At 68.8% G+C, this 20,484-nt stretch carries 16 protein-coding genes; 9 read left to right on the top strand and 7 right to left on the bottom strand.

The features are described from left to right. The first annotated feature begins 26 nt into the window (after positions 1-26). The 7 genes from OG933_RS30365 to OG933_RS30335 all read left to right on the top strand — a co-directional run bounded on the left by OG933_RS30365 (position 27) and on the right by OG933_RS30335 (position 7,232). A complete protein-coding gene (locus tag OG933_RS30365) occupies positions 27-1,262 on the top strand; it encodes a prenyltransferase/squalene oxidase repeat-containing protein (protein ID WP_405633569.1) in 1,236 nt (411 codons plus the stop codon). After that, positions 1,259-1,951, top strand: a complete 693-nt coding sequence (locus OG933_RS30360; RefSeq protein ID WP_405629912.1) for an SCO2322 family protein — start codon at positions 1,259-1,261, stop codon at positions 1,949-1,951. The genes OG933_RS30365 and OG933_RS30360 overlap by 4 nt, the downstream gene beginning before the upstream one ends. Before the next feature lie 7 nt (positions 1,952-1,958). Continuing rightward, complete coding sequence (locus tag OG933_RS30355; protein WP_405633568.1) at positions 1,959-3,059, top strand: energy-coupling factor transporter transmembrane component T; 1,101 nt, start codon at positions 1,959-1,961, stop codon at positions 3,057-3,059. Next, complete coding sequence (locus tag OG933_RS30350; RefSeq protein WP_405629909.1) at positions 3,056-4,771, top strand: ABC transporter ATP-binding protein; 1,716 nt, start codon at positions 3,056-3,058, stop codon at positions 4,769-4,771. The genes OG933_RS30355 and OG933_RS30350 overlap by 4 nt, the downstream gene beginning before the upstream one ends. After that, complete coding sequence (locus tag OG933_RS30345; RefSeq protein ID WP_405629906.1) at positions 4,768-5,604, top strand: ECF transporter S component; 837 nt, start codon at positions 4,768-4,770, stop codon at positions 5,602-5,604. The genes OG933_RS30350 and OG933_RS30345 overlap by 4 nt, the downstream gene beginning before the upstream one ends. Before the next feature lie 335 nt (positions 5,605-5,939). Continuing rightward, positions 5,940-6,356 carry a transglycosylase SLT domain-containing protein gene (locus OG933_RS30340; protein WP_020126860.1) on the top strand — a complete coding sequence of 139 codons (417 nt, stop codon included), beginning with the start codon at positions 5,940-5,942 and terminating at the stop codon, positions 6,354-6,356. A 111-nt stretch (positions 6,357-6,467) separates the two neighbouring features. Next, a complete protein-coding gene (locus OG933_RS30335; protein ID WP_405629903.1) occupies positions 6,468-7,232 on the top strand; it encodes a YoaK family protein in 765 nt (254 codons plus the stop codon). Between the two features lie 77 nt (positions 7,233-7,309). Here OG933_RS30335 and OG933_RS30330 read toward each other — a convergent pair whose 3' ends face one another. Further along, positions 7,310-8,545: a cytochrome P450 gene (locus OG933_RS30330; protein WP_362264944.1), complete on the bottom strand. Its 1,236-nt coding sequence runs from the start codon at positions 8,543-8,545 to the stop codon at positions 7,310-7,312. A gap of 173 nt (positions 8,546-8,718) precedes the next feature. Between OG933_RS30330 and OG933_RS30325 the strand changes: the two genes are divergently transcribed. Then, positions 8,719-9,888 carry a steroid 3-ketoacyl-CoA thiolase gene (locus tag OG933_RS30325; RefSeq protein WP_405629900.1) on the top strand — a complete coding sequence of 390 codons (1,170 nt, stop codon included), beginning with the start codon at positions 8,719-8,721 and terminating at the stop codon, positions 9,886-9,888. Here the strand turns inward: OG933_RS30325 and OG933_RS30320 are convergent. Both OG933_RS30320 and OG933_RS30315 read right to left on the bottom strand, forming a co-directional pair. Continuing rightward, the gene (locus OG933_RS30320) at positions 9,872-10,135 is read right to left on the bottom strand and encodes a DUF397 domain-containing protein (RefSeq protein ID WP_405629898.1); all 264 of its coding nucleotides are present in this window, start codon (positions 10,133-10,135) and stop codon (positions 9,872-9,874) included. The genes OG933_RS30325 and OG933_RS30320 overlap by 17 nt on opposite strands. Next, positions 10,116-10,943 carry a helix-turn-helix domain-containing protein gene (locus tag OG933_RS30315; RefSeq protein ID WP_405629896.1) on the bottom strand — a complete coding sequence of 276 codons (828 nt, stop codon included), beginning with the start codon at positions 10,941-10,943 and terminating at the stop codon, positions 10,116-10,118. Before OG933_RS30315 ends, OG933_RS30320 begins: the two co-directional genes overlap by 20 nt. An 83-nt stretch (positions 10,944-11,026) precedes the next feature. On the opposite strand from OG933_RS30315, the gene OG933_RS30310 reads away from it, so the two are divergent. Beyond that, positions 11,027-11,473, top strand: coding sequence for an ATP-binding protein (locus OG933_RS30310; RefSeq protein WP_405629893.1), 447 nt, complete (start codon positions 11,027-11,029; stop codon positions 11,471-11,473). A gap of 32 nt (positions 11,474-11,505) precedes the next feature. On the opposite strand, the gene OG933_RS30305 is transcribed toward OG933_RS30310, so the two are convergent. From OG933_RS30305 to OG933_RS30290, 4 genes are all read right to left on the bottom strand, one after another. Further along, entirely contained in the window at positions 11,506-12,282 is a 777-nt protein-coding gene (locus OG933_RS30305) for a hypothetical protein (RefSeq protein ID WP_405629890.1), read from the bottom strand. Between the two features lie 64 nt (positions 12,283-12,346). Then, positions 12,347-12,520 carry a hypothetical protein gene (locus OG933_RS30300; RefSeq protein ID WP_405629888.1) on the bottom strand — a complete coding sequence of 58 codons (174 nt, stop codon included), beginning with the start codon at positions 12,518-12,520 and terminating at the stop codon, positions 12,347-12,349. A 220-nt stretch (positions 12,521-12,740) separates the two neighbouring features. Beyond that, positions 12,741-13,277, bottom strand: coding sequence for a hypothetical protein (locus OG933_RS30295; RefSeq protein WP_405629885.1), 537 nt, complete (start codon positions 13,275-13,277; stop codon positions 12,741-12,743). Between the two features lie 12 nt (positions 13,278-13,289). Next, positions 13,290-20,372: a polymorphic toxin-type HINT domain-containing protein gene (locus OG933_RS30290; RefSeq protein WP_405629883.1), complete on the bottom strand. Its 7,083-nt coding sequence runs from the start codon at positions 20,370-20,372 to the stop codon at positions 13,290-13,292. Positions 20,373-20,484 lie beyond the last annotated feature (112 nt).

Below are 20,484 nucleotides of genomic sequence, written 5' to 3'. Positions count from 1 at the left end.
CCGACCGGGAGAGGCACCCGCCGATCATGAACATCCGCCGCAGCGCCGCCGCTCTGGCCGCCGCCACCGTCGTGCTGGGTGCCGCCGTCCCCGCCGTCGCCGCCACCCCGTCCCCCACCCCGTCGGTGGCGATACCCGACGGCCTGTACGGCACCACCGACCCGACGTACGACGGCGTCTGGCGCCAGTCGCTGGCCCTGCTCGCGCAGCGGACCACGGGCGTCACCCCCGCCGACCGGGCCGTGGCCTGGCTGGCCGGACAGCAGTGCGCGTCCGGCGCCTTCGCCGCGTTCCGCGCGGACACCGCCAAGGCGTGCGACGCCAAGCTGATGGTGGACACCAACAGCACGGCGGCGGCCGTCCAGGCACTGGCCGCGCTGGGCGGCCACCAGGCAGCGACCGAGAAGGCCGTCAGCTGGCTGAAGTCGGTCCAGAACGCCGACGGCGGCTGGGGCTACACCCCCGGTGGCGCGAGCGACGCGAACTCGACCTCCGTGGTGGCGGGCACGATGGCGGCGGTCGGGCAGCGGCCCTCGGAGGTGAAGAAGGCCGGCAAGTCGCCGTACGACGCTCTCGTGAAGCTCTCCATCCCGTGCGACAAGGCCGGCGGCGGCGCGTTCGCCTACCAGCCGGACAAGAAGGGCGCTCTCGCGGCCAACGCGGACGCGACGGCGGCGGGTGTGCTCGGCGTCCTCGGCAAGGGGTTCGTGACGACGGCCGGCAAGACGTCGGCGGCCCCCACCTGCGACTCCGCCACCGCGGGCACCCCGAGCGGACTCGCCCGCAACGGCGCGGCCCACCTCGCCGCGGCGGTGCTCGACGCCGGCTACCTGAAGTCCGCGCTCCCCGGCGCCGAGGACCAGCCCGACTACGGCAACACCGCCGACGCCGTCGTCGCCCTCGCCGCCCAGGGATGGACCGAGCAGGCGAAGAAGCCCCTCGCCTGGCTGGAGCAGAACTCCGCGGCCTGGGCGAAGCAGAGCGGCCCCGCCGCCTACGCCCAGCTGATCTTCGCGGCCCACGCCATGGGCGCCGACCCCCGCCACTTCGGCGGCGCCGACCTCGTCACGCAGCTCGACGCGACGGGTCCGACCCCGCAGGCCACGGCGAAGGCCGCCGATCAGGCCGCCGACGCCGACGCCGACAAGAAGGACGACTCGGATTCCGGTTACGGCGTCTGGTGGATCGTCGGTGTCTTCCTCGTCGCCGGCATCGGCATCGGCTTCCTGATCAGCGTCCGTGGCAGGAAGCGGCAGTCGTGACGCGCCGGTGCGCCGCCCTCGTCCTCGCCGCGCTGCTGTTGTCGCTGACCGGCACGGTTCAGTCGGCCCAGGCCGCCGGCTACCGCTACTGGTCCTTCTGGGACCGCTCCGGCGACGGCTGGACATACGCCACCCAGGGGCCGTCCACCGCCCGCCCGGCCGACGGCGACGTCCAGGGCTTCCGGTTCGCGGTGAGCGCGGACTCCCAGGACGCGTCGCAGCCGCGCGGCGCGGCCTCCTTCGCGACGATCTGCGCGAAGACGCCCGCGCGGGACGGCACGAAGCGGGTGGCCCTGGTCATCGACTTCGGTACGGCGGCCGACGCGCCGAGCGGCGAGACCCCGCCGTCACCGCGCACGGCCTGCGCCCGGATCTCGCCCGACGCGACGACGGCCGAGGCCCTCGCCTCGGTCGCCAAACCGCTGCGCTACGACACGAACGCCCTGCTGTGCGCGATCGCGGGGTATCCGGAGACGGGCTGCGGCGAGCAGGTGTCCGGGCAGGCGCCGGGGACGGACGAGCCGACGTCCGCCGCGGAGCCGCAACCGGCGAAGGAATCGGCTAAGTCGGTGAGGAACGAGGACGGCGGACCGTCCGTGGGCCTGTACGCGGGCGCGGCGGCGGTGGCGGTGCTGGGCGCGGCGGCGTTCTGGCAGGCCCGGCGGCGAGGATCCCGCAGGGATGGCTGACGGCCGGATGGCCGACGGCCGCCCCCGCACACCACGCACACCACGCAGCCAACGCACCCCGCTCCACCCGGCCGCCTGGTGGCTGTGGGCCCTCGGTCTCGGTACCGCCGCCACCCGCACCACCAACCCGCTCCTCCTCGGTCTCCTCCTCACCGTCTCCGCGTACGTCGTCACCACGTGCCGCCCGGACACCCCCTGGTCCCGCTCCTACTCCGCGTTCCTCAAGCTCGCGCTCGCCGTCCTCGTCATCCGTCTGGTGTTCGTCGTCGTCCTGGGATCCCCGATCCCCGGGACGCGGGTGCTCGTCACGCTTCCCGAAGTCCCGCTCCCCCACTGGGCGCAGGGCATCCGGCTCGGCGGCGCGGTCACGGCCGAGGGCCTGCTCTTCGCGTTCTACGACGGCCTGAAACTGGCGACCCTTCTCGTCTGCGTGGGTGCCGCCAACGCCCTGGCCAGCCCCTCCCGTCTGCTCAAGACGCTCCCCGGCGCCCTGTACGAGACGGGGGTGGCGGTGGTCGTGGCGCTCACCTTCGCCCCGAACCTCATCGCGGACGTCCACCGTCTGCGCGCCGCCCGCCGCCTCCGGGGCCGCCCGGACACGGGTCTGCGCGGCCTGCTCCAGGTGGGTCTGCCGGTCCTGGAGGGCGCCCTGGAACGCTCCGTCGCCCTCGCCGCCGCGATGGACGCCCGCGGCTACGGCCGTACCGCCGACGTTCCCGCCCCCGTCCGCCGGACGACCGCCGTCCTCACGCTCGGCGGTCTGCTCGGCGTCTGCGCGGGAACGTACGGCCTGCTCACCGCGGCGGGCGGCAGCTACGGCCTCCCGGTGCTGTTCGCCGGAGTCGTCGCGGCCCTCGCCGGACTGCGGCTGGGCGGCCGCCGCTCCCCACGCACCCGCTACCGCCCGGACCGCTGGACCCCGCGGGCATGTCTCACCGCCGCCTCCGGTGCCGCGGTCGCGGCCCTCCTCACCGTGGCCGCGTCCGCCGACCCGGCTGCCCTGCACCCCGGTGTGGTCCCGCTGACCGCCCCCGCCCTCCCGCTCTGGCCGGCGGCGGCCGTACTCCTCGGCCTGCTGCCCGCGTTCCTCTCCAAGGAGCCGTCGTGATCCGCTTCGAGAACGTCTCCGTGACGTACGACGGCGCCACCGAACCCACCGTCCAGGACGTCGACCTCACCGTGCCCGAGGGTGAACTCGTGCTCCTGGCGGGCCCGTCGGGCGTGGGCAAGTCGACGCTCCTCGGCACGGTGTCCGGCCTGGTCCCGCACTTCACCGGCGGCACCCTGCGCGGCCGCGTGACGGTCGCCGGCCGCGACACCCGCACCCACAAGCCGCGCGAACTCGCCGACGTCGTGGGCACGGTGGGGCAGGACCCGCTCTCGCACTTCGTGACGGACACCGTCGAGGAGGAACTCGCCTACGGCATGGAGTCGTTGGGCCTGTCGCCGGCGGTGATGCGCCGCCGTGTCGAGGAGACCCTCGACCTGCTCGGTCTGGCCGCCCTCCGTGACCGCCCCATCGCGACCCTCTCCGGCGGCCAGCAGCAGCGGGTCGCGATCGGCTCGGTCCTCACCCCGCACCCGCGCGTCCTCGTCCTGGACGAGCCGACCTCCGCGCTCGACCCGGCGGCCGCCGAGGAGGTCCTCGCCGTCCTCCTCCGTCTCGTCCACGACCTCGGTACGACGGTGCTGCTGGCGGAACACCGCCTGGAACGCGTCCTCCAGTACGCCGACCGGGTCGCCCTGCTGCCCTCCCCGGGCGCGGCCCCGCTGCTCGGCACCCCGGCGGACATGATGGCCGTGTCCCCGGTCTTCCCGCCGGTGGTGAGCCTGGGCAGGCTGGCGGGCTGGTCCCCACTGCCACTGACCGTCCGGGACGCCCGCCGACGCGCCGGCGACCTGCGCGAACGCCTGGAAGGGCGGGAAGCTCCCCGGAGAGCGGACACGCCTCCGGCGCCCCCCGCCGGGCTCCCCGCCGAGCCGCCGGCGGATCCTCCCGCCCGCCGTCGCTTCCGCCGTCCTCCCCCCGCGCCGTCCGCCTCCGCGGCCCCCGCCGAGGCCCGCTCCCTCTCCGTGCGCCGGGCCCGGGTCCAGGCGCTGCGCGAGGTGGACCTCACCGTCCTGCCCGGCGAGACGGTGGCCCTCATGGGCCGCAACGGCGCCGGGAAGTCGACGCTGCTCAACACCTTCGTGGGCCTCGTCGAGCCGTCGGCGGGAACGGTCCACGTGGGCGGTCTCGTGCCGCACCGCACTGCGCCGCGGGACCTGGTCCGCCGCGCCGGTCTGGTCCCGCAGGAGCCGCGCGACCTGCTGTACGCCGACACGGTCGCCGCCGAGTGCGCGGCCGCCGACCGGGACGCGGGGGCCGCCCCCGGCACCTGCCGGGCCCTGGTCTCGGACCTCCTCCCCGGCATCACGGACGGCACCCACCCCCGCGACCTCTCCGAGGGCCAGCGCCTCACCCTCGCGCTGGCGGTCGTCCTCACCGCCCGCCCGCCGCTTCTCCTCCTGGACGAACCGACCCGGGGCCTGGACTACGCGGCGAAGGCGCGCCTGGTCGCCCTTCTGCGCGGACTCGCCGCGGCCGGGCACGCGATCGTCCTGGCCACCCACGATGTGGAGCTGGCCGCGGAACTGGCCCACCGGGTGGTGCTGCTCGCGGAGGGCGAGGTCATCGCCGACGGCCCGACGGCGGAGGTGGTGGTCTCCTCCCCCTCCTTCTCCCCACAGGTGACGAAGATCCTGGCCCCGCAGGGGTGGCTCACGGTCGCGCAGGTGCGCGAGGCATTGTGCGAGGCCTCGCGGGAGGAGCTGCGATGACGATGCCCAGGCGGCGTCCGGTACACCTGGGCCCCCGGTCGCTCGCCGCGTTGGCGCTGGTCAGCGCGGTGGGCGTGATCGCGTTCGGCTGGCCTTTCCTCGCCCCGCCCACCTCCGCGCTGAACGCGCACTCCCAGGACGCCCCCTGGCTGTTCGCGGGCCTGCTGGTGCTGCTGGTCGCGGTGGTGGCGGCGACGATCTCGGAGTCGGGGCTCGGCGCGAAGGCGGTGGCGATGCTGGGCGTGCTGGCGGCGACGGGCGCGGCCCTGCGTCCGATCGGCGCGGGGACGGCGGGCATCGAGCCGATGTTCTTCCTGATGGTGCTGAGCGGCCGGGTCCTCGGCCCGGGCTTCGGCTTCGTCCTCGGCTCGGTCACGATGTTCGCGTCCGCGCTGCTGACCGGCGGGGTGGGCCCGTGGATGCCGTTCCAGATGCTGGCGATGGGCTGGTTCACGATGGGTGCGGGCCTGCTGCCGGGCGGCGACCGGCTCCGTGGCCGTACCGAACTGGCCCTGCTCGCGGCCTACGGCTTCCTGGCCGCCTTCGCGTACGGCACGGCGATGAACATGGCCGGGTGGCCCTTCATGGGCGCGCTGGCCTCGGGGGTCGCCTTCGACCCGGACGGCACGGTGCCCGCGAACCTGGCCCGCTTCGCCGCGTACTGCGTGGCGACCTCACTGGGCTGGGACCTGGGCAGGGCGGTGGTCACGGTCCTGCTGACCCTCACCCTCGGCCCGGCGGTGCTCAGGGCGCTACGCAGAGCCACCCGGCGCGCGGCCTTCGAGACCGCGGTCACATTCGAGGCCCCGTGGAAGGGCTCAGAAGGCCGTTGACCGGTGAACCACCCCACATGACTCACATCACCTACTACCCGACCTAGTCGGACAAACCGGACGCCATGCCCATGCCATAACGGCCTCTGACCTGGGCATTGAGAGCCAGCTCACACGGAGCGCCGACCCCCCGAATACGACCACAACTAGCAAAAGGGGTCTTTGCGGACGGCGCTCGATCCTGTTTCTCTGGATGACGTCGCAGGGTGCCACCGAGTCCACGGGCTCAGGCACCACGGCATGCAGCCACCTACCGCAACCACGCGGTGCGGCCACGCACCGCGTGACTCCGGCATGCAAGCGACCGCCAACGTCCCCGAAGAAAAAGGTTCTCCGTGTCCGTCTCCGTCATCCGTCGCATCGCTTCCCCGAAGAAGGCCCTCACCGGCATCGCCGTGGCCGCCGCCACCGCGGGGATGGCGCTGTCCGCCGCCCCCGCCCACGCCGCGACGACGTCCTCCGCCTCCCAGGCCCAGGCGATCGCGCACAAGATGATCCCGGACGCGGCTCAGTACAAGGCCTTCTCCAACATCGTGAAGCACGAGAGCGGCTGGAACGTCACCGCCACCAACGCCTCCTCGGGCGCCTACGGCCTCGTCCAGGCCCTGCCCGCCTCCAAGATGGCCTCGGCCGGTTCCGACTGGAAGAGCAACGCCAAGACCCAGATCAAGTGGGGTCTGGACTACATGAACTCCCGTTACGGCAGCCCGGTCGCCGCCTGGAACTTCTGGCAGGCCAACGGCTGGTACTGAGCCACGCCACCGCGCTGAACAAGCGCCCCCGTACCGTCGAAGGCGGCGGCCCCCGATCCCCGGGGCCGCCGCCTTCGGCGTTTCCTCACCTCGCCGTGCTCAACTGAGCGGATGACCGGCACCGATCACCCGTCCGAGCCCCCGGAACCCCCGGAGCCCGCAGAATCCCCGGAGCCCGCGGAGCCCCCGGAGCCCGCAGAGCCGTCACGGGACCCGGAAGCACGCGGCGTCCGCCTGGTCCCCGTACTCCTCCTGCTGACCGGCATCAGCGGCCTGATCGACGCGGTCACCTATCTCGGCCTGGGGCACGTCTTCACCGCCAACATGACCGGCAACGTCGTCGTCCTCGGTTTCGCCGCCGCCGGCGCCCCGGGCTTCTCGGTCCCCCACACGACGACCTCGCTCGTCTGCTTCCTGGTGGGCGCGGCGATCGGCGGCCGGGTCGTGCGGCGGGTGGGCGAGGGCGCACGCCGCACCTCGGCCCGGGTGATGCTGGCCACCGAGGCGCTCCTCATGGCCGTCTCCGCGGCCGTGGCGTTCGCCACCTCGGACCACGCCCCGGCCACGGTCTATACGATCATCGCCCTGACCGCCTTCGCGATGGGCCTGCGCAACGCGACCGTCCGCAAACTCGCGGTGCGCGACCTCAGCACGACCACCGTCGTGACGATGACCCTGACCGGCCTGGCCTCCGAGTCCCGGGCGGGCGGCGGCACAGGCCGGCGATCGCCACGCCGTACGGCATCCGTGACCGCGATGTTCGCGGGCGCGGTGCTGGGCGCGGTCCTGGTGCTCCACAACGACCTGGCGATCCCGCTGCTGCTGGCCGCCGTGACCTCGGCGGTCCTGGCCCTGACGGTGTCCGGCAAGGAGTGATCGCGCCGATCATCGAGTGCTGATCATCGAGCGCCGACCACCCTGCGCTGATCACCCTGCGCTGATCACCGCGCCGATCACCCCGCGCTGACCCGGAGCTCCTTCACCCCGTTGATCCAGGCGGACCGCAGCCGACGCGGGTCTCCCACGAGCCTCAGGTCGGGCAGGGCGTCGGCGATGGCGTTGAAGATGAGGTTGATCTCGAGCACGGCGAGTGACTTGCCGAGGCAGAAGTGGGGCCCGCCGCCGCCGAAGCCGAGGTGCGGATTCGGATCCCGGGTGACGTCGAACTCGTCGGGCCGCTCGAACACCTCGGGGTCGCGGTTGGCGGAGGAGTAGAAGAGCCCGACCCGGTCCCCCTTCCTGATCAGCTTCCCGCCCAGCTCGGTGTCCTGGGTGGCGGTCCGCTGGAAGGCGATGACGGGGGTGGCCCACCGCACGATCTCCTCGGCGGCGGTGCCGGGCCGCTCCCGCTTGTACAACTCCCACTGCTCGGGATGGGTGAGGAAGGCGTGCATCCCGTGGGTCGTGGCGTTCCGGGTCGTCTCGTTCCCGGCCACGGCCAGCATCAGCACGAAGAACCCGAACTCGTCGGAGTTCAGATTGCCCTCGTTCTCGGCGGCCACGAGCGTCGAGACGATGTCGTGAGCGGGGCACTGCTTCCGCTCGGCGGCCATGTTCATGGCGTAGGCGAGGATCTCGGCGGCGGACTGCTGCCCGACCTCGGCGGTGATGGCGAACTCGGGATCGTCGTACCCGATCATCTTGTTGGACCAGTCGAAGATCTTGGAGCGGTCGTCCTGGGGCACGCCGATCAGCTCGGCGATGGCCTGCAGGGGCAGCTCCGAGGCGACGGACGTGACGAAGTCGAAGGAACCGTCCTGCGCACGGGCGCTCTCGACGATCGCCGTGGCCCGGTTCCGCAGCCGCTCCTCCAACGCCCGGATGGCCCGGGGCGTGAACCCGCGCTGCACGATCTGCCGTACGCGCGTGTGCTCGGGCGGATCCATGTTCAGCAGGATGAACCGCTGAGCGTCGATCGAATCCCGTTCGATGTGCTCGTTGAACCGGATGATCGCGGTGTTGAGGTAGGAGGAGAAGATCTCGGGGTGGGTGGAAACGTACTTCACATCCGCGTGGCGGGTCACCGCCCAGTACCCCTCGTCCTGGAAGCCGGCGACATTGCCCGTCTGAGGGATCCAGCGGACCGGTTCGGCACCGCGCAACTCGGCGAACTCCGGGAGCGGAACTTGGTGTTGCAGCAGGTCGGGATCGGTGAAGTCGAACCCGTCGGGAAGCGCTGGACAGGGCATCGGCGGCTCCAGCCATCTGACGATGCGAGCTGACGGTTCATCAGAAACAGATGCCGTGAAGGTAGTTCAGGACCCTCGAGGCTGCAAGACCCTTGCGGTGACGCACATCACGTAAGCAGACTGCACACAGCAGAGAACTAGAACACGTACTAGTTCCGAAGGGATCCGCACCCATGGCCGCCGAACCCGTGATCGTGGAAGCAGTCCGCACCCCCATCGGCAAGCGCGGCGGCGCGCTCGCCAACCTGCACCCCGCCTACCTCCTGGGCGAGACCTATCGCGAACTACTCGGCCGCACCGGCATGCCCGCCGACGCCGTGGAACAGATAGTCGGCGGCACGGTGACCCACGCCGGCGAACAGTCCATGAACCCGGCACGGACAGCATGGCTGACGATGGGCCTCCCGTACGAGACCGCCGCGACGACGGTCGACTGCCAGTGTGGCTCCTCGCAACAGGCGAGCCACATGGCGGCGAACATGATCGCGGCGGGCGTCATCGACGTGGGCATCAGCTGCGGAGTGGAGGCGATGTCCCGCGTCCCTCTCGGCTCGGGCTCGAAGCACGGCCCCGGGAAACCGTTCCCGGAGGAGTGGAACGTGGACCTCCCGAACCAGTTCGAGGCGGCGGAACGCATCGCGCGCAACCGGGGGTTGAGCCGCTCGGACGTGGACGCCCTGGGCCTCCTCTCCCAGGACCGGGCGGCGACGGCCTGGTCCGAGGAACGCTTCAAGCGCGAGACGTTCGCCGTCCAGGTCCCGACGACGGAGGAGGAACAGGCGGCCGGCCAGGGCATGTGGCGCCTGGTCGACCGCGACGAGGGCCTGCGCGACACCTCCCTCGAAGCCCTGTCCCGCCTGAAGCCGGTCATGCCGACGGCGATCCACACGGCCGGCAACTCGTCGCAGATCAGCGATGGCGCCGCAGCGATCATGTGGGCGTCGAAACGCATGGCCCGCGCCCTGAAGCTGAAGCCGAGGGCGCGGATCGTCGCCCAGGCCCTGGTGGGCGCGAACCCGCACTTCCACCTGGACGGCCCGATCGACGCGACCCGCACGGTCCTCGGCAAGGCGGGCATGACCCTGAAGGACATCGACCTCGTCGAGATCAACGAGGCTTTCGCGTCAGTGGTGTTGAGCTGGGCGCAGATCTTCGACGCGGACCTGTCCAAGGTCAACGTCAACGGCGGAGCGATAGCCCTCGGCCACCCCGTCGGCGCGACAGGCGCCCGCCTCATCACCACGGCCCTGCACGAACTGGAGCGCACGGACAAGGAGTTCGCCCTGATCACCATGTGCGCGGGCGGCGCACTGGCCACCGGCACGATCATTCAGCGCCTGTAGCGCCACCGCCGGTCCAGGCGAGGAACGTCGAGAACGCGGCGGGCTCGATAGTGAGGATCGGGCCCGCCGGGGTCTTGGAGTCGCGGACGGCGATGGTCGCCGGACTCTCGGCGATCTCGACACAATCACCGCCCTGGTCACCGCTGTACGACGACTTACGCCAGGCCAGGGGTCCGATCGGCGCACACTCAACGCACTGACCGCCTTGGTCACCGCTGTAGGTGGACTTACGCCAGTTGAGCTCCATAACGTTCCTCCATTACACGCCGGATCAGCTCCGCCGAGTCCCTGAGGGAGAGGGCAGCGGCCCGCAGATGATCGTAACGGAGCGAGCAGTCCTTGACCGTGTCCGGGTTGGCGGTGGGATGCCCGCTGCCGTACCCCTCGGTGTAGACAATGGTCGGGTCGCCAGCGAAGCGGTAGACGTCGAACGAGCCTTGAAGTCCCACGTGCACTCCGGCCGTGAACGGCAGGATCTGGATGTTGACGTGGGGGTCGTCCTCGAAGGTCAACAGGTGCGCCAGTTGGCCGCGCATGACGTCCCGGCCTCCGATCTCCTGATGAAGCGCGGCCTCGCTGAGGACCGCCCAGAAGACCGGTGACTCCTTCTTCTCGAAGATGCGCTGGCGGGCCAGGCGCACCGCCGTGCGGTCGTCGAGGTTGCCCCGGTCCAACGCGCCGAGCACCGCACGCGCATACGCGCCGGTCTGGAGGAGGCCGAGGATCATGTGGGTCTGGAAAGAACAGATCTCGACGGCACGCGCCTCCAACTCACCCACCTGCTGAAACCAGGAAGGAAGTTGAGAACGGAGCACGAGCTCCACCAGCCGTGAGAAGAGACCGCCGGTTCCGAGGGCGGCATCGACCCTCTCGCTGAACTCAACGGTGGGCACCTTCCGGGCCGTCTCGACCTGTCCAACCAACGAGCCGGTGTAATTGAGGATGTCCCCGAGCTGCCGCTGCGTGAGTTCAGCCGCCTCCCGCAACCGCCGAAGCTCGAACCCGTAGTAGTCGAGCGGCGAAGCTCCGGGGTCGAGAACATTGATATGGGTCACGCAGGCCCTCCCACGACACCACAACACAACGGGTTGTATTCAATCCATAGCCCAGAGTAGTTGTCACAGCTCACCCTCGTACCGTGAACGGATACTTCCCCTCGATCTACGCCTCCCCCATCCCCACGCAGTACCGCATGACCTTGACGGTCGGCGAACACTCGGCGCGCCACATCCGCCGGATCGCCCGCATGCACCTGGAGAACTGGGAGCTGCAACACCTGACGGAAACGGTGGAATTGGCCCTGACGGAACTGATCGCCAACGTGATCCGCCACGTCCCGGACAGCCGTTGCACCCTGCTCCTACTGAAGCAGCAGACGGGAGTCAGGGCAGAGGTGACGGACGCCTACGGCGAACTACTCCCGGCCCCGGCGAAGTCGGACCCGGAGTCGGAAGGCGGCCGAGGCCTGCTCCTCCTGGACGCGTTGGTCGACAGGTGGGGCGTTTCGCCGACAGCCGCCGGCGGAAAGACAGTGTGGTTCGAGTGCACGAACCACTGCCGCGCGCGGGGCCGCAACCCCCTGTGACCGCAGCGGAACCGAGCGAATGCCGCTGCGACTCATTCGTATATTCGTGCCGCCATGACCATGGCGGCCAAGAGGTTCCAGTCAGGCTGGTCCGGAGTCTTTTTACCGTGGTTCTCGCACCATCCAGGCAGGGAACCCACCCAAGCGCCCCACGCCTCGAGGAAGTTCTCGAGCGTGCGGTTCTCCCACTCCTCAGGCCGATCCCGAAGGTCAGTCAGAGCGGCAGCGAGGAATGCGACGAAATCTTCACGTGTCGTCACTGCAACCGCTTGATCATCCAAATTCGCAGCCGTGGCCACAAAGAATCGCCGGCGAGAACGCTTCTGCTTCAGCAAGGCGGCCGCGTAGCAAATCGCCAGGAGTCCCGCCCCGAAAGCGGGAGACCACAGCCAACCCCTTGGAAGGTCCTTATGGGGAGCTATCAGCCAGAACATCCCTGATGTGACCACCCACGTGCCGAGCATCTGCAGAGTCACCGCGCGCCGCGAGAGAGGCTTTGCCCGTAGCGCCTTCTGCCGCACCTCCTCGTATCTGCCCGTCCTCACGTAATGGGCATGCAGCCATCGAGTACTGCGGCACGCCGCCCAGAGGAGCAGCCCCAGCCCCGCACCCATCAGGGTCGCCTGAAACAGGATCACTGGGTCGTCGAAACCGGACGAGACCGCAGCGATCAACACCGCCATCACAGTTCCGGTCGTCACCCCGACGCGCACGGGATGGCGAGCCGCAGCCAGTTCCACCCGGGAAGGCGGCTCGCCCGTCCCCAAGACGCGATCGACCGCCAGCAACGCCTTCTCCCAGCGACGCATGTCCACCCCCCGTGGAATCCCGCAGCACCCACCAGGAGGACCGCCTGGTCGGACTGCGAGAATCTCAGCCTTCGTTGATACGCAGCGACCGGCAGACCACGAACCCGTCCCCCGCCCCATCCGTGACGAGCAGCTTGGCGTACTTGGACCTGTGCTGTTCCGGGATCCCCACGAACTCGTCGATCTCGGCGGTGTCGGGCGCGTACGAGATCAGAAGCTCACGATACTGAGACTTCACCTTCATCCCCAACACATCCAGAAACTCGACCTCCATATCCCCCTCTTGGCCACCACCTGGGCGACCGCGCAGAACGAGCTGCCGATGGGAGACCTCATAGGACCAGACCTGGAAAGGCCGCGCGATACGGAGGGGCATCCTCCCCTCCCAGCGTCTACCCACCGGTTGCACAGCTCTGCACGTATTGCCGGAATCGGGAGATATCAGCTCGTAACTCCATTCAGTCGAGGAGCGAGTCGCGCAGCCAGGCCGGCTCGACCTCGGCCAAACGGAGGCGAACGCTCTCCGGCAGCGAGTCTCTCAGTCGCCGGAGAGACGAGACGAGACACACCAACGTTTCACCATCCGAGAGTTCACACTCGAGAAGAGCACGCTCGATCGGATCTGCGGCTTCGGAGACATCGGCCGAAGACAGGGAGGTGGCAGCCATGCACAGATGTGGATTACCCACCTTGAGCACGCCCATGAGGGACGGGACACCGACGTTGCTCCCCAGATAGGTCAGCGCCGAGGCCGCCATGAGTTTCAGGCCTTCGTCACCCGCCTCCTGATGAACACGCTCCATGGGGGCAACCATGAGCGAGCCGAAGCGACCCAATCTCTCGAAGATCAGGAAGCGAGCTTCCTCGTCCGTCGCGAACGCTGAAGCCACCCGCTCTGCGATGGCCGAGGAACAAGCCGCAAGCTCCTCGACGGCTCGAACACGGGACTCAAGGTCCGGGGCTCCAACGGAATCCAACGCCCGCTCAATCTCCATAGAAAACTCCATTTACCTAACCCTCGTGACGGTGTAGGTGAATCCTCCATTGAATGATGTTCCGCCTGGGAAGGTGTAACTCGCGCTATTCCCGGGGTTCATCTTCGGTCTCACGCCGTGACCAAAAGCCGCCTCTTGGCTGAACTGGATAACATAATTCCGCCTGTCGCCGAAGACACCGAGCCTTCCCAGCTGGCCATCCGTGGCGTCGCGCCCCAGGTCCGTGACGAAATTGTCGCCTTGGCTAGTGGCCATGAAGTCGTTCGATCCCGTCCCGAAACGTAGACTGCCCACTTCCATCGTATCTCCGACGGCCATTCCACTTACATCCACGCCTGCGATGCCTTGCACTCCGCCTCCGTCCGTGAAGTGGGAAAATATCGTTCCCCCTCCAGACGGCCCGCACGCGTTGTGCACCAGAATCGGCGTGGCGTCTGCCAGCACATAATACGTGTGCAGATCGTCAACGGTCAGGTTGTACATGTCGTCCGAGCCCGGCCGGTCTGTGACGTCAATGACTTGGGCGTGAGTGTCGACCGTAGTGCCGAGCAAGTGTCCGCGCTGGAGGTCGGAAGCGGGTGTCCAGGTGCGGAGGCTTTCGTTCCAGAAAGGATGGTCGGACGTGGTGTGAAGGGTCGAGGTTCTACCGTCGTCAGTGCGGACTGTCACATCAACCAGGTCGTCGTCCTCGTGGACGAAGCGGTCAGTGACGGTTCTCGAACCCTTGTGTTTGCCGGTTTCGGGGTCAGCGGCCTCGACCTCATCCCCGGGTTTCACCTCACTGATGGCCTTCGTCTTGCCGTTCTTCAGCAGGACTGGCGTATCCGGCGAGAAGCTGCATGCCGCCTTGAGGAAACTGGCGGCCGCTGCCTCCACCTCGCCCGCGGCCGCCCGTGAGGCGCCACGCGCCATGAGGGCCTTGCCGGTGGAACCGAAGGCCAGGGTGGCCACCGTGATGATGTCGGAGATGATCGCCTCGGCGCAGTCGCCGCGGCCGGTGAGGCAGTGATAGGTCGCTTTGACGCCCCACGGGTCGTTCTCGTTCCCGCGCAGCAACCCAGCGCGCTTGGCCGTGTCGCAAAAGGCCTCGATGCCATCGCTGACGAAGCACTTGCGTTGGGCCCAGCCCGAGAGCATCTCCGCGTAGGTGATCGAGTCCGGGTAGCCCCCTCCCAACCCCATGGCGTACAGCTCGTCCTTGGTCGGGATGATGATTCCGTCGACCACGACCTTGGTGGTGCCCGAAGTCGAGTTGGAGCCGTTACCGCCGGCCGTACCGCCCTTTCCGCCCCCGCTCGTGGAGTAGATCGGCTTGCCGGACTTGTCGTAGCAGTTCGAGGTGGTGCAGCCGGGGCCGTTGTGCTTGTCCGTCGCCCACGCACTGTCGGGGTTGTCGACGCTGCAGCCGTCGCAGTACAGGCCGGAGGCGTCGCTGAAGGTGGCCGGGTTGTTGCCGGCGTAGCTGTAGCCGTTCAGGCTTTGCGGATCGTTCGGAGCGAGAACCGGGTCGACGCTGATGAACTGGCCGATGGAGGGGTCGTATTCACGGGCGCCGACATGGGTCAGGCCAGTGGTGGTGTCCCTCGTCTTGCCCAGGAAACCCTTGTCGTCGGGCCAGGGTCCGTACAACGGCGTACCCCGTTCGGCACCGAAGGGTGTGGTGTAGCGCTTGGTGTAGGTCTGGCTGGTGTCCTGGTTGATGGCCAGTGAGGAGGTGCTGTGCTGGTCACCGGTGAGATAGGTGACCTTGTTGGTGCCGGACTGGTTGGACCGGAGGGCGGCGTTGGCGCCACCGGCGCCGTAGTAACGCTGGGCCCAGGTTGTGCCGTTGGCACGGAGGTGGAGTTCGGTGGCACCGGCGTAGAGAACGCGTTCACCGTTCTGCGTGTTGCGGATCAGCAGCGTGCCGTCGGAGGCATACAGGTAATCGGTCGACGTCCCGTTCTCGGTGAGCTTGCTGAGCTTGCCCTCGGGAGACCAGTCCAGTGTCTGGGTGGCTGTCTTGCCGGGACGGTGCCAGGAGTTGCCGGCCGCGTCGTACTCGTACTTGCGCTCAGGAGCGGCGCAGTCACTCTTGGTCGTGGTCCCGGTCAGGGTGTGCTTCTGCGTGGTGCTGGTGTAGCAGTACGTCGTCTTCGTGTCGCCGGTGCTCTTGTGCACCGTCTCGCCGGTCCGCTGGCCCGCGCTGTTGTACGAGTAGGACGACCAGTACGGGGCCGGACCCGACAGGTTCGACGCGCTCGCCGCGTCGGCGCACTTCTGGGAGGCGGGCGTCCAGGCTTCGGTCAGGCGCTGGTGGCCGTCGTAGGTGAAGCACTGGGTGCCCGCGGAGCCTGCGCCACCCAGAGTGGCCGGGTCGCTGATCGAGGTGACGTTGCCGACCTGGTCGTAGGTGTAGTTGAGATCCTGCAGCATGAAGCCGTGTGTCTGGTCGGTGACATGACTGCGTGTCAGGCGCCCGGTGCCGTCCTCGAAGTCATTGGCGACATAGACGCTCTTGTTGGCGGTGCCACCCGGCCCCAGTGTCAGCAGCTTCGGTTGTGCGAGGGCCGAATAGTCCACGTCCAGCAGATAGCCGGTCGCGCCACCGATCGAGGTCACGTTGCCGAGGACGTCATATCCGTAGTCGAGGTTCTCGGCCGCCAGCCCCCCGACGGCGGGCTCCTTGGACTGCTTCACGGTGCCGTCGAGGTTGTAGTACGTCTCGTAGGCCAGGGTGGAGGGTGCGCCCGCCTTCACGAACGGGTCACTCGCCGGCAGTTGCAATTCGGAGCCCGTGGCACGTTCCAGGCTGTCGTAGGCGGTGATGGCCTGGGTGTACGCGGCCTCACCCGCCTTGCCGTCGACGTAGCGCGTGGAGGACGTCGGCAGACCCTTGAGAAGGGTGTCGTACACGTAACCGGTGAGCTGGTTGGCGTCCGTCTTGCTGTTCTTCCAGGTGCCGGTGACACGGCCGAGGACGTCGTACTCGGTCAGGACCGATGCGCCACGGGAGTCCGTGGACTTGAGGGGACGGTCCAGAACGTCGAACTCGGTGGCCGTCGTTCCCTTGTCGGGGTCGGTCGTGCCGGTCTGACGGCCGAACAGGTCGTACACGTAGGACCATGCGGCGCCGTCCGGCCCCGTGACCGTCTTCTGCTGACCGTCCAGTTCGTAGGCGAGCTTCGTGGTGGTGTACGAAGCACCGGTGCCGGCGCCGTAGGCGGTGTCGGCCGGGCTTGTGCTCGCGTACTCGCGGGTCTCCGTCGCCTGGCCGCGGACGTCGGTGATCGTCCGCTGGGCGGAACCGCCCTCGAGGGCTGTCGTCGCGACGGAGTCACCGGTGTAGCTGGTGGTGGTGGACCACTTCTTGACGCCGAAGACATACAGGTTCGCGGTCGTGGGGCGGCCCGCTCCGTCGAACACCGTCTCGTTCTGGGTGGGCGCCTCACCGTACTCGGCCCTGGTGTATGTGGTGTTGGGCGTGCTGGTGGTGTCGAAGATGTCGGCGTACGTCTCGTAGGCCAGTCCCCGCGTGTCGTAGCGCGTGTCCGTGAGCAGGCGGCCGCCCTCGGGGGTGGGCGATTGGGACTGGAGAGTCCGCAGGAGAGCGTCGTACAGCGTGTAGCTGGTGGTGTAGGTCTCGCCGTCCTTCTTGAGCGTCGAGGAGGAGACCCAGGACGACTTGGCGTTGTCCAGGTGGTACGCGAACTTCTGGTTGGGGGACTGGCTGGCGCTGTCACGGTTCGGCAGCCACACCTGGGTGAGACGACCGAGGGCGTCATAGGTGAGCTCGGTCTTCTTGAGGTTGGCGTCGTAGATGCGCAGCGGCTGTGCGCGCCTCGGGTCGAGGAAGCTGGTCGTCTTGTACGTCTTGGGGTCGGTGGTGACGGTCTTGGTCAGCGGACCCGCGTCCGTCGGGGTGTAGGCGAGGTACCTGGGCGGGTTGGTGGTTGCGTCGCTGACACTCAGCGGGCGGCCCAGGGTGTCGTACGTCGTGGCCGAGATCCTCTGCCAGCCGCTCGGCGGCCGGTCGCCGTCGGCGTTCGCCGTGGCGGTGTATCCGGTGGTGCGGCCGGTCCACGTCGCCAGGCCCTTCGTGGGCGTCTGCGTCGCGGACCAGGTGGTGGCGTTCGCGGTGTCGTAGACGGTGCTGACATCCGCGAGTACGTCTCCTCGCGCGGGCTTGGCCGGGTCCATGGCCGCGGGCAGGACGAGGGAGGCGTCCGTGGTCGCGCAGGTGCGGGCGACCGTGCGGGTGCGGGAGACAAGGCCGTTGATGCCGACGTCGGCGTTGCGGGCGTACCAGGTGCGGGTGCACGTCTCGTCCGAGGCCTTGCCGACCTGCCCGGCGTCTTCCACCGTGACGGGCATGCCGTAGCTGTCGAAGGCGGTGCTCGTGAGGCGCTCGCGCCAGGTCTGCGACGCGGTGAGGTAGGTGTAGTTGTGCACCTTCTGCGTGCGGACATAGCGGGCGACGTGGTCACCGGCGCCCGGCGGACTCTGCCTGGCCGTCTCCTGCGACCAGGGGTCGTACACCGTTGCCGAGATCGCTGTGGAGCCGTCGTAGGTGACCTGTTCGCGCAGTTGCCCCGAGTATTCGATCTTGTCGGTGATCGAAGCCGCGCCGAGGGCAGGTGTCGACAGAGCGGCGACGGAAACGGACTTGGCGGTCCCGTCACTCTTCTTGTCGCCGTCCATGCCTTGGAGGTAGAGGGAAACGGTCCGTGAGCGGGTCACGTCCGTCGCGCCGGTCCACACCGTGACCTGGGCGTAGCCGCGCCACTCCGACCAGGTCCGCTCGTCCTTCTCCGTGAACGGGTTGTCGCTGTAGTGCCAGGCGGCGTCGCTGTAGGCGTAGGCGTGTTCGACGGCCTCGTTGTTGCCGCTCGGATCGGAGACGCCGACCGCCAGCACCCGGTACTTGTGGAACCAGTCGATCGAGGCGTCCTCGGCTCCGTTGATGTGCCAGAACTGCGGATAGCAGGAACGGGTGTTGGTGTCCGGGGCGGCACCGAGTACCTGACTGCGTACGCACTCCGCGCCCGAGAGCGTCACCGACGTGATCGCACCGGTCTCGGAGGTGATGCTGGAGACCCGGGGGCGGGTCAGGGGCAGGATGTCGTCGGTGGCGTCGACTCGGTTGGGACGCATCTGGTAGGTGAACGAGGCGGGGTCCATCGCGATGGCGGTGCCCGCCTTCGCCGTGCGCTGGATCGACTTCAGGGTCAGCACCTGGTCGGAGCTGTCACCGATGTCCCCGCCGTCCAGGTACTGCTCGACCAGGTCCCAGGAGTCCACCGCGTCGTACTCGGTGGAGGTGGCGTTGTAGGAGAAGGTGTCGATCCCGGTGAGGCGTTTCCGAGAGAAGAACGTCGGGCCGGTCGCGTCACAGTCGTCGTCGTCCTTCGAACAGATGGCGTCGAAGGGGACGTCCGGCCAGTTGTCGGCGGTGTCCTCGGTCAGGGAGGAGCAGTCCGAGGCGGTGCAGCGCTCGGCGTACCCGAAGGTGACCTTGGCGTCCGCCTTGTCGGTGAACAGGGCGCCCTTGCGCAGGCCGTACTCGATCCGGTTCAGGTAACCGCCTCGCGTGTAGGCGGCATTGGCCGTCTCGGCCTTGTTCTTCTTGTAGTAGTTCGATTCCTTCGTGTACCAGTAGGTGGCCGCGTTGCCCCGCGTGTCCTCGACGTAGTCGAGGTTCCACTGCCAGGCTTGGGTGAGGGCGCGGTCGGCGAAGGCGTCTCCCGCGGTGTAGCCCGGTTCGCCCGAGTCATCACCGAACACCGGGACCGTGGAGACGGAGTTGGTGCGCTGGGTGTCCGCGCCGTCCAGCTTGTTCAGGCCGAAGACGTATTTCGTGCCGTCGCCGGTGACGACGGTCCAGTACTCACCATCGCTGTCACCGTTGTCCGCGCCGGTGGACCGGGTCACCTTGGAGGCGTCGTCGTTCTCGAGCCTCCACTGGCCGTCGTCATCGTCCTTCACCAGGCGCGAGGACTTGCCGTTCAGCACCAGCGTCGCGTTGTCGTACTTCCAGCAGGAGTCGTGGACATCGTCGTGACCGTCGTCCTCGCATGATCCGTACGAGCGCTCGACATAGGAGTTGGTGAGTGAGAAGCCCTCGCCTACCGATGTGCCCTGATTGTTGCTGGTGGCGGTGCGGCCGTCGACGCTGCCCGAGTCGTACGACAGGGACAGAGGAGGTTGCGGGCCTGCTGCGGCCGGGGGCACGGTGAAGCCGTACGACCAGGTGAAGGAGCCCGAGCTGCTGCCCGCCTCCCAGGACGAGGACTCCGACAGCGGAGTGGCCGAGTAGTTTCCGGTACCGCTGGGCGACTGTCCGGAGCCTGCTGCGGTGGCGGTGACGGCCAGCACGGTGGCTGCGGAAGCGGTGCTGTCCGCGGCCTTCGTCAGCTGCGTCGAAGCGCCGTCCGCTGACTCCGTGAGGCGCACCTTCGCCGAGACCGACTGCTGCGCGATGTCGTTGTCCGACGCGAGCGGACGCTGAATGCGGCACTCAGCCCGCTCAGGGGTTGTCAGGGCGCATGCGGGAAGCTGCACCAGACGCAGTCGCTGGGACCAGCCACCACCCACGGCCGAGGCGAAGCCGCTGTAGTCGACGCTGACGTCGGCGTTGCCCGCGGAGTCGGCATCGGCGCTCAGCAGCACACCTGTGATCCCCGCGGCGCGGGCGGCCTTCTGGTCCAGGACGGTGACGCGGACGTCGCCGGCAGCCGCAGTCTTGTCACCGGAAGGCGGCACGACGGTGACCGGCACGCCGCCCGGTGCGGCAGCGGCCTCCTTGCCGACGGCGAGACCGAGCGTCGCTTCACCCTTGCCCGGCCAGACGGTCTTCCGCTCCGTCCTGGCGCGCTCGGACTGCTGCTGGTTGGCCTTCTTCTCCCGCGCGACTCGCTCTCGCGCCTTCTTCGCCCCCGGGCCGTCAGCTTCCTTGACCTTGCTCACCCGGGACTTCGGCACATCCGGACGTCCCAGTCCGCCGGACTCCGCGGCCTGTGCCACCTGTGCCGCGCCCAGGGGCAAGACGAGCGCCAGGGCCAGCGACTGCACCAGCAGCCGGCCGCCTCGGCGCCGAACGGCGCCACCCCGTCGCATTCTTGAGGTGCCCCTGCCAAAGATCACGTTTCTGCCCCTGGGTGCCATGGAAGAAGTTCGGAAAAAGTTCAGAAGAGTCAGGAAGCGGGACCATGGGCAGCCCGCTAGGCGA

This window comes from Streptomyces sp. NBC_00016 (assembly GCF_045040885.1).
In the GTDB taxonomy this organism is placed as follows: Bacteria; Actinomycetota; Actinomycetes; order Streptomycetales; family Streptomycetaceae; genus Streptomyces; species Streptomyces coriariae.
This window is presented reverse-complemented; position numbering and strand designations above follow the sequence as displayed.

Bases quoted from the DNA above. Each gene is read 5' to 3' on its own strand.
- OG933_RS30345 (WP_405629906.1), top strand. From the start codon at position 4,768: ATGACGATGCCCAGGCGGCGTCCGGTACACCTGGGCCCCCGGTCGCTC.
- OG933_RS30330 (WP_362264944.1), bottom strand. From the start codon at position 8,545: ATGCCCTGTCCAGCGCTTCCCGACGGGTTCGACTTCACCGATCCCGAC.
- OG933_RS30335 (WP_405629903.1), top strand. From the start codon at position 6,468: ATGACCGGCACCGATCACCCGTCCGAGCCCCCGGAACCCCCGGAGCCC.
- OG933_RS30365 (WP_405633569.1), top strand. From the start codon at position 27: ATGAACATCCGCCGCAGCGCCGCCGCTCTGGCCGCCGCCACCGTCGTG.
- OG933_RS30320 (WP_405629898.1), bottom strand. From the start codon at position 10,135: ATGGAGCTCAACTGGCGTAAGTCCACCTACAGCGGTGACCAAGGCGGT.
- OG933_RS30290 (WP_405629883.1), bottom strand. From the start codon at position 20,372: ATGCGACGGGGTGGCGCCGTTCGGCGCCGAGGCGGCCGGCTGCTGGTG.
- OG933_RS30295 (WP_405629885.1), bottom strand. From the start codon at position 13,277: ATGGAGATTGAGCGGGCGTTGGATTCCGTTGGAGCCCCGGACCTTGAG.
- OG933_RS30305 (WP_405629890.1), bottom strand. From the start codon at position 12,282: ATGCGTCGCTGGGAGAAGGCGTTGCTGGCGGTCGATCGCGTCTTGGGG.
- OG933_RS30355 (WP_405633568.1), top strand. From the start codon at position 1,959: ATGGCCGACGGCCGCCCCCGCACACCACGCACACCACGCAGCCAACGC.
- OG933_RS30325 (WP_405629900.1), top strand. From the start codon at position 8,719: ATGGCCGCCGAACCCGTGATCGTGGAAGCAGTCCGCACCCCCATCGGC.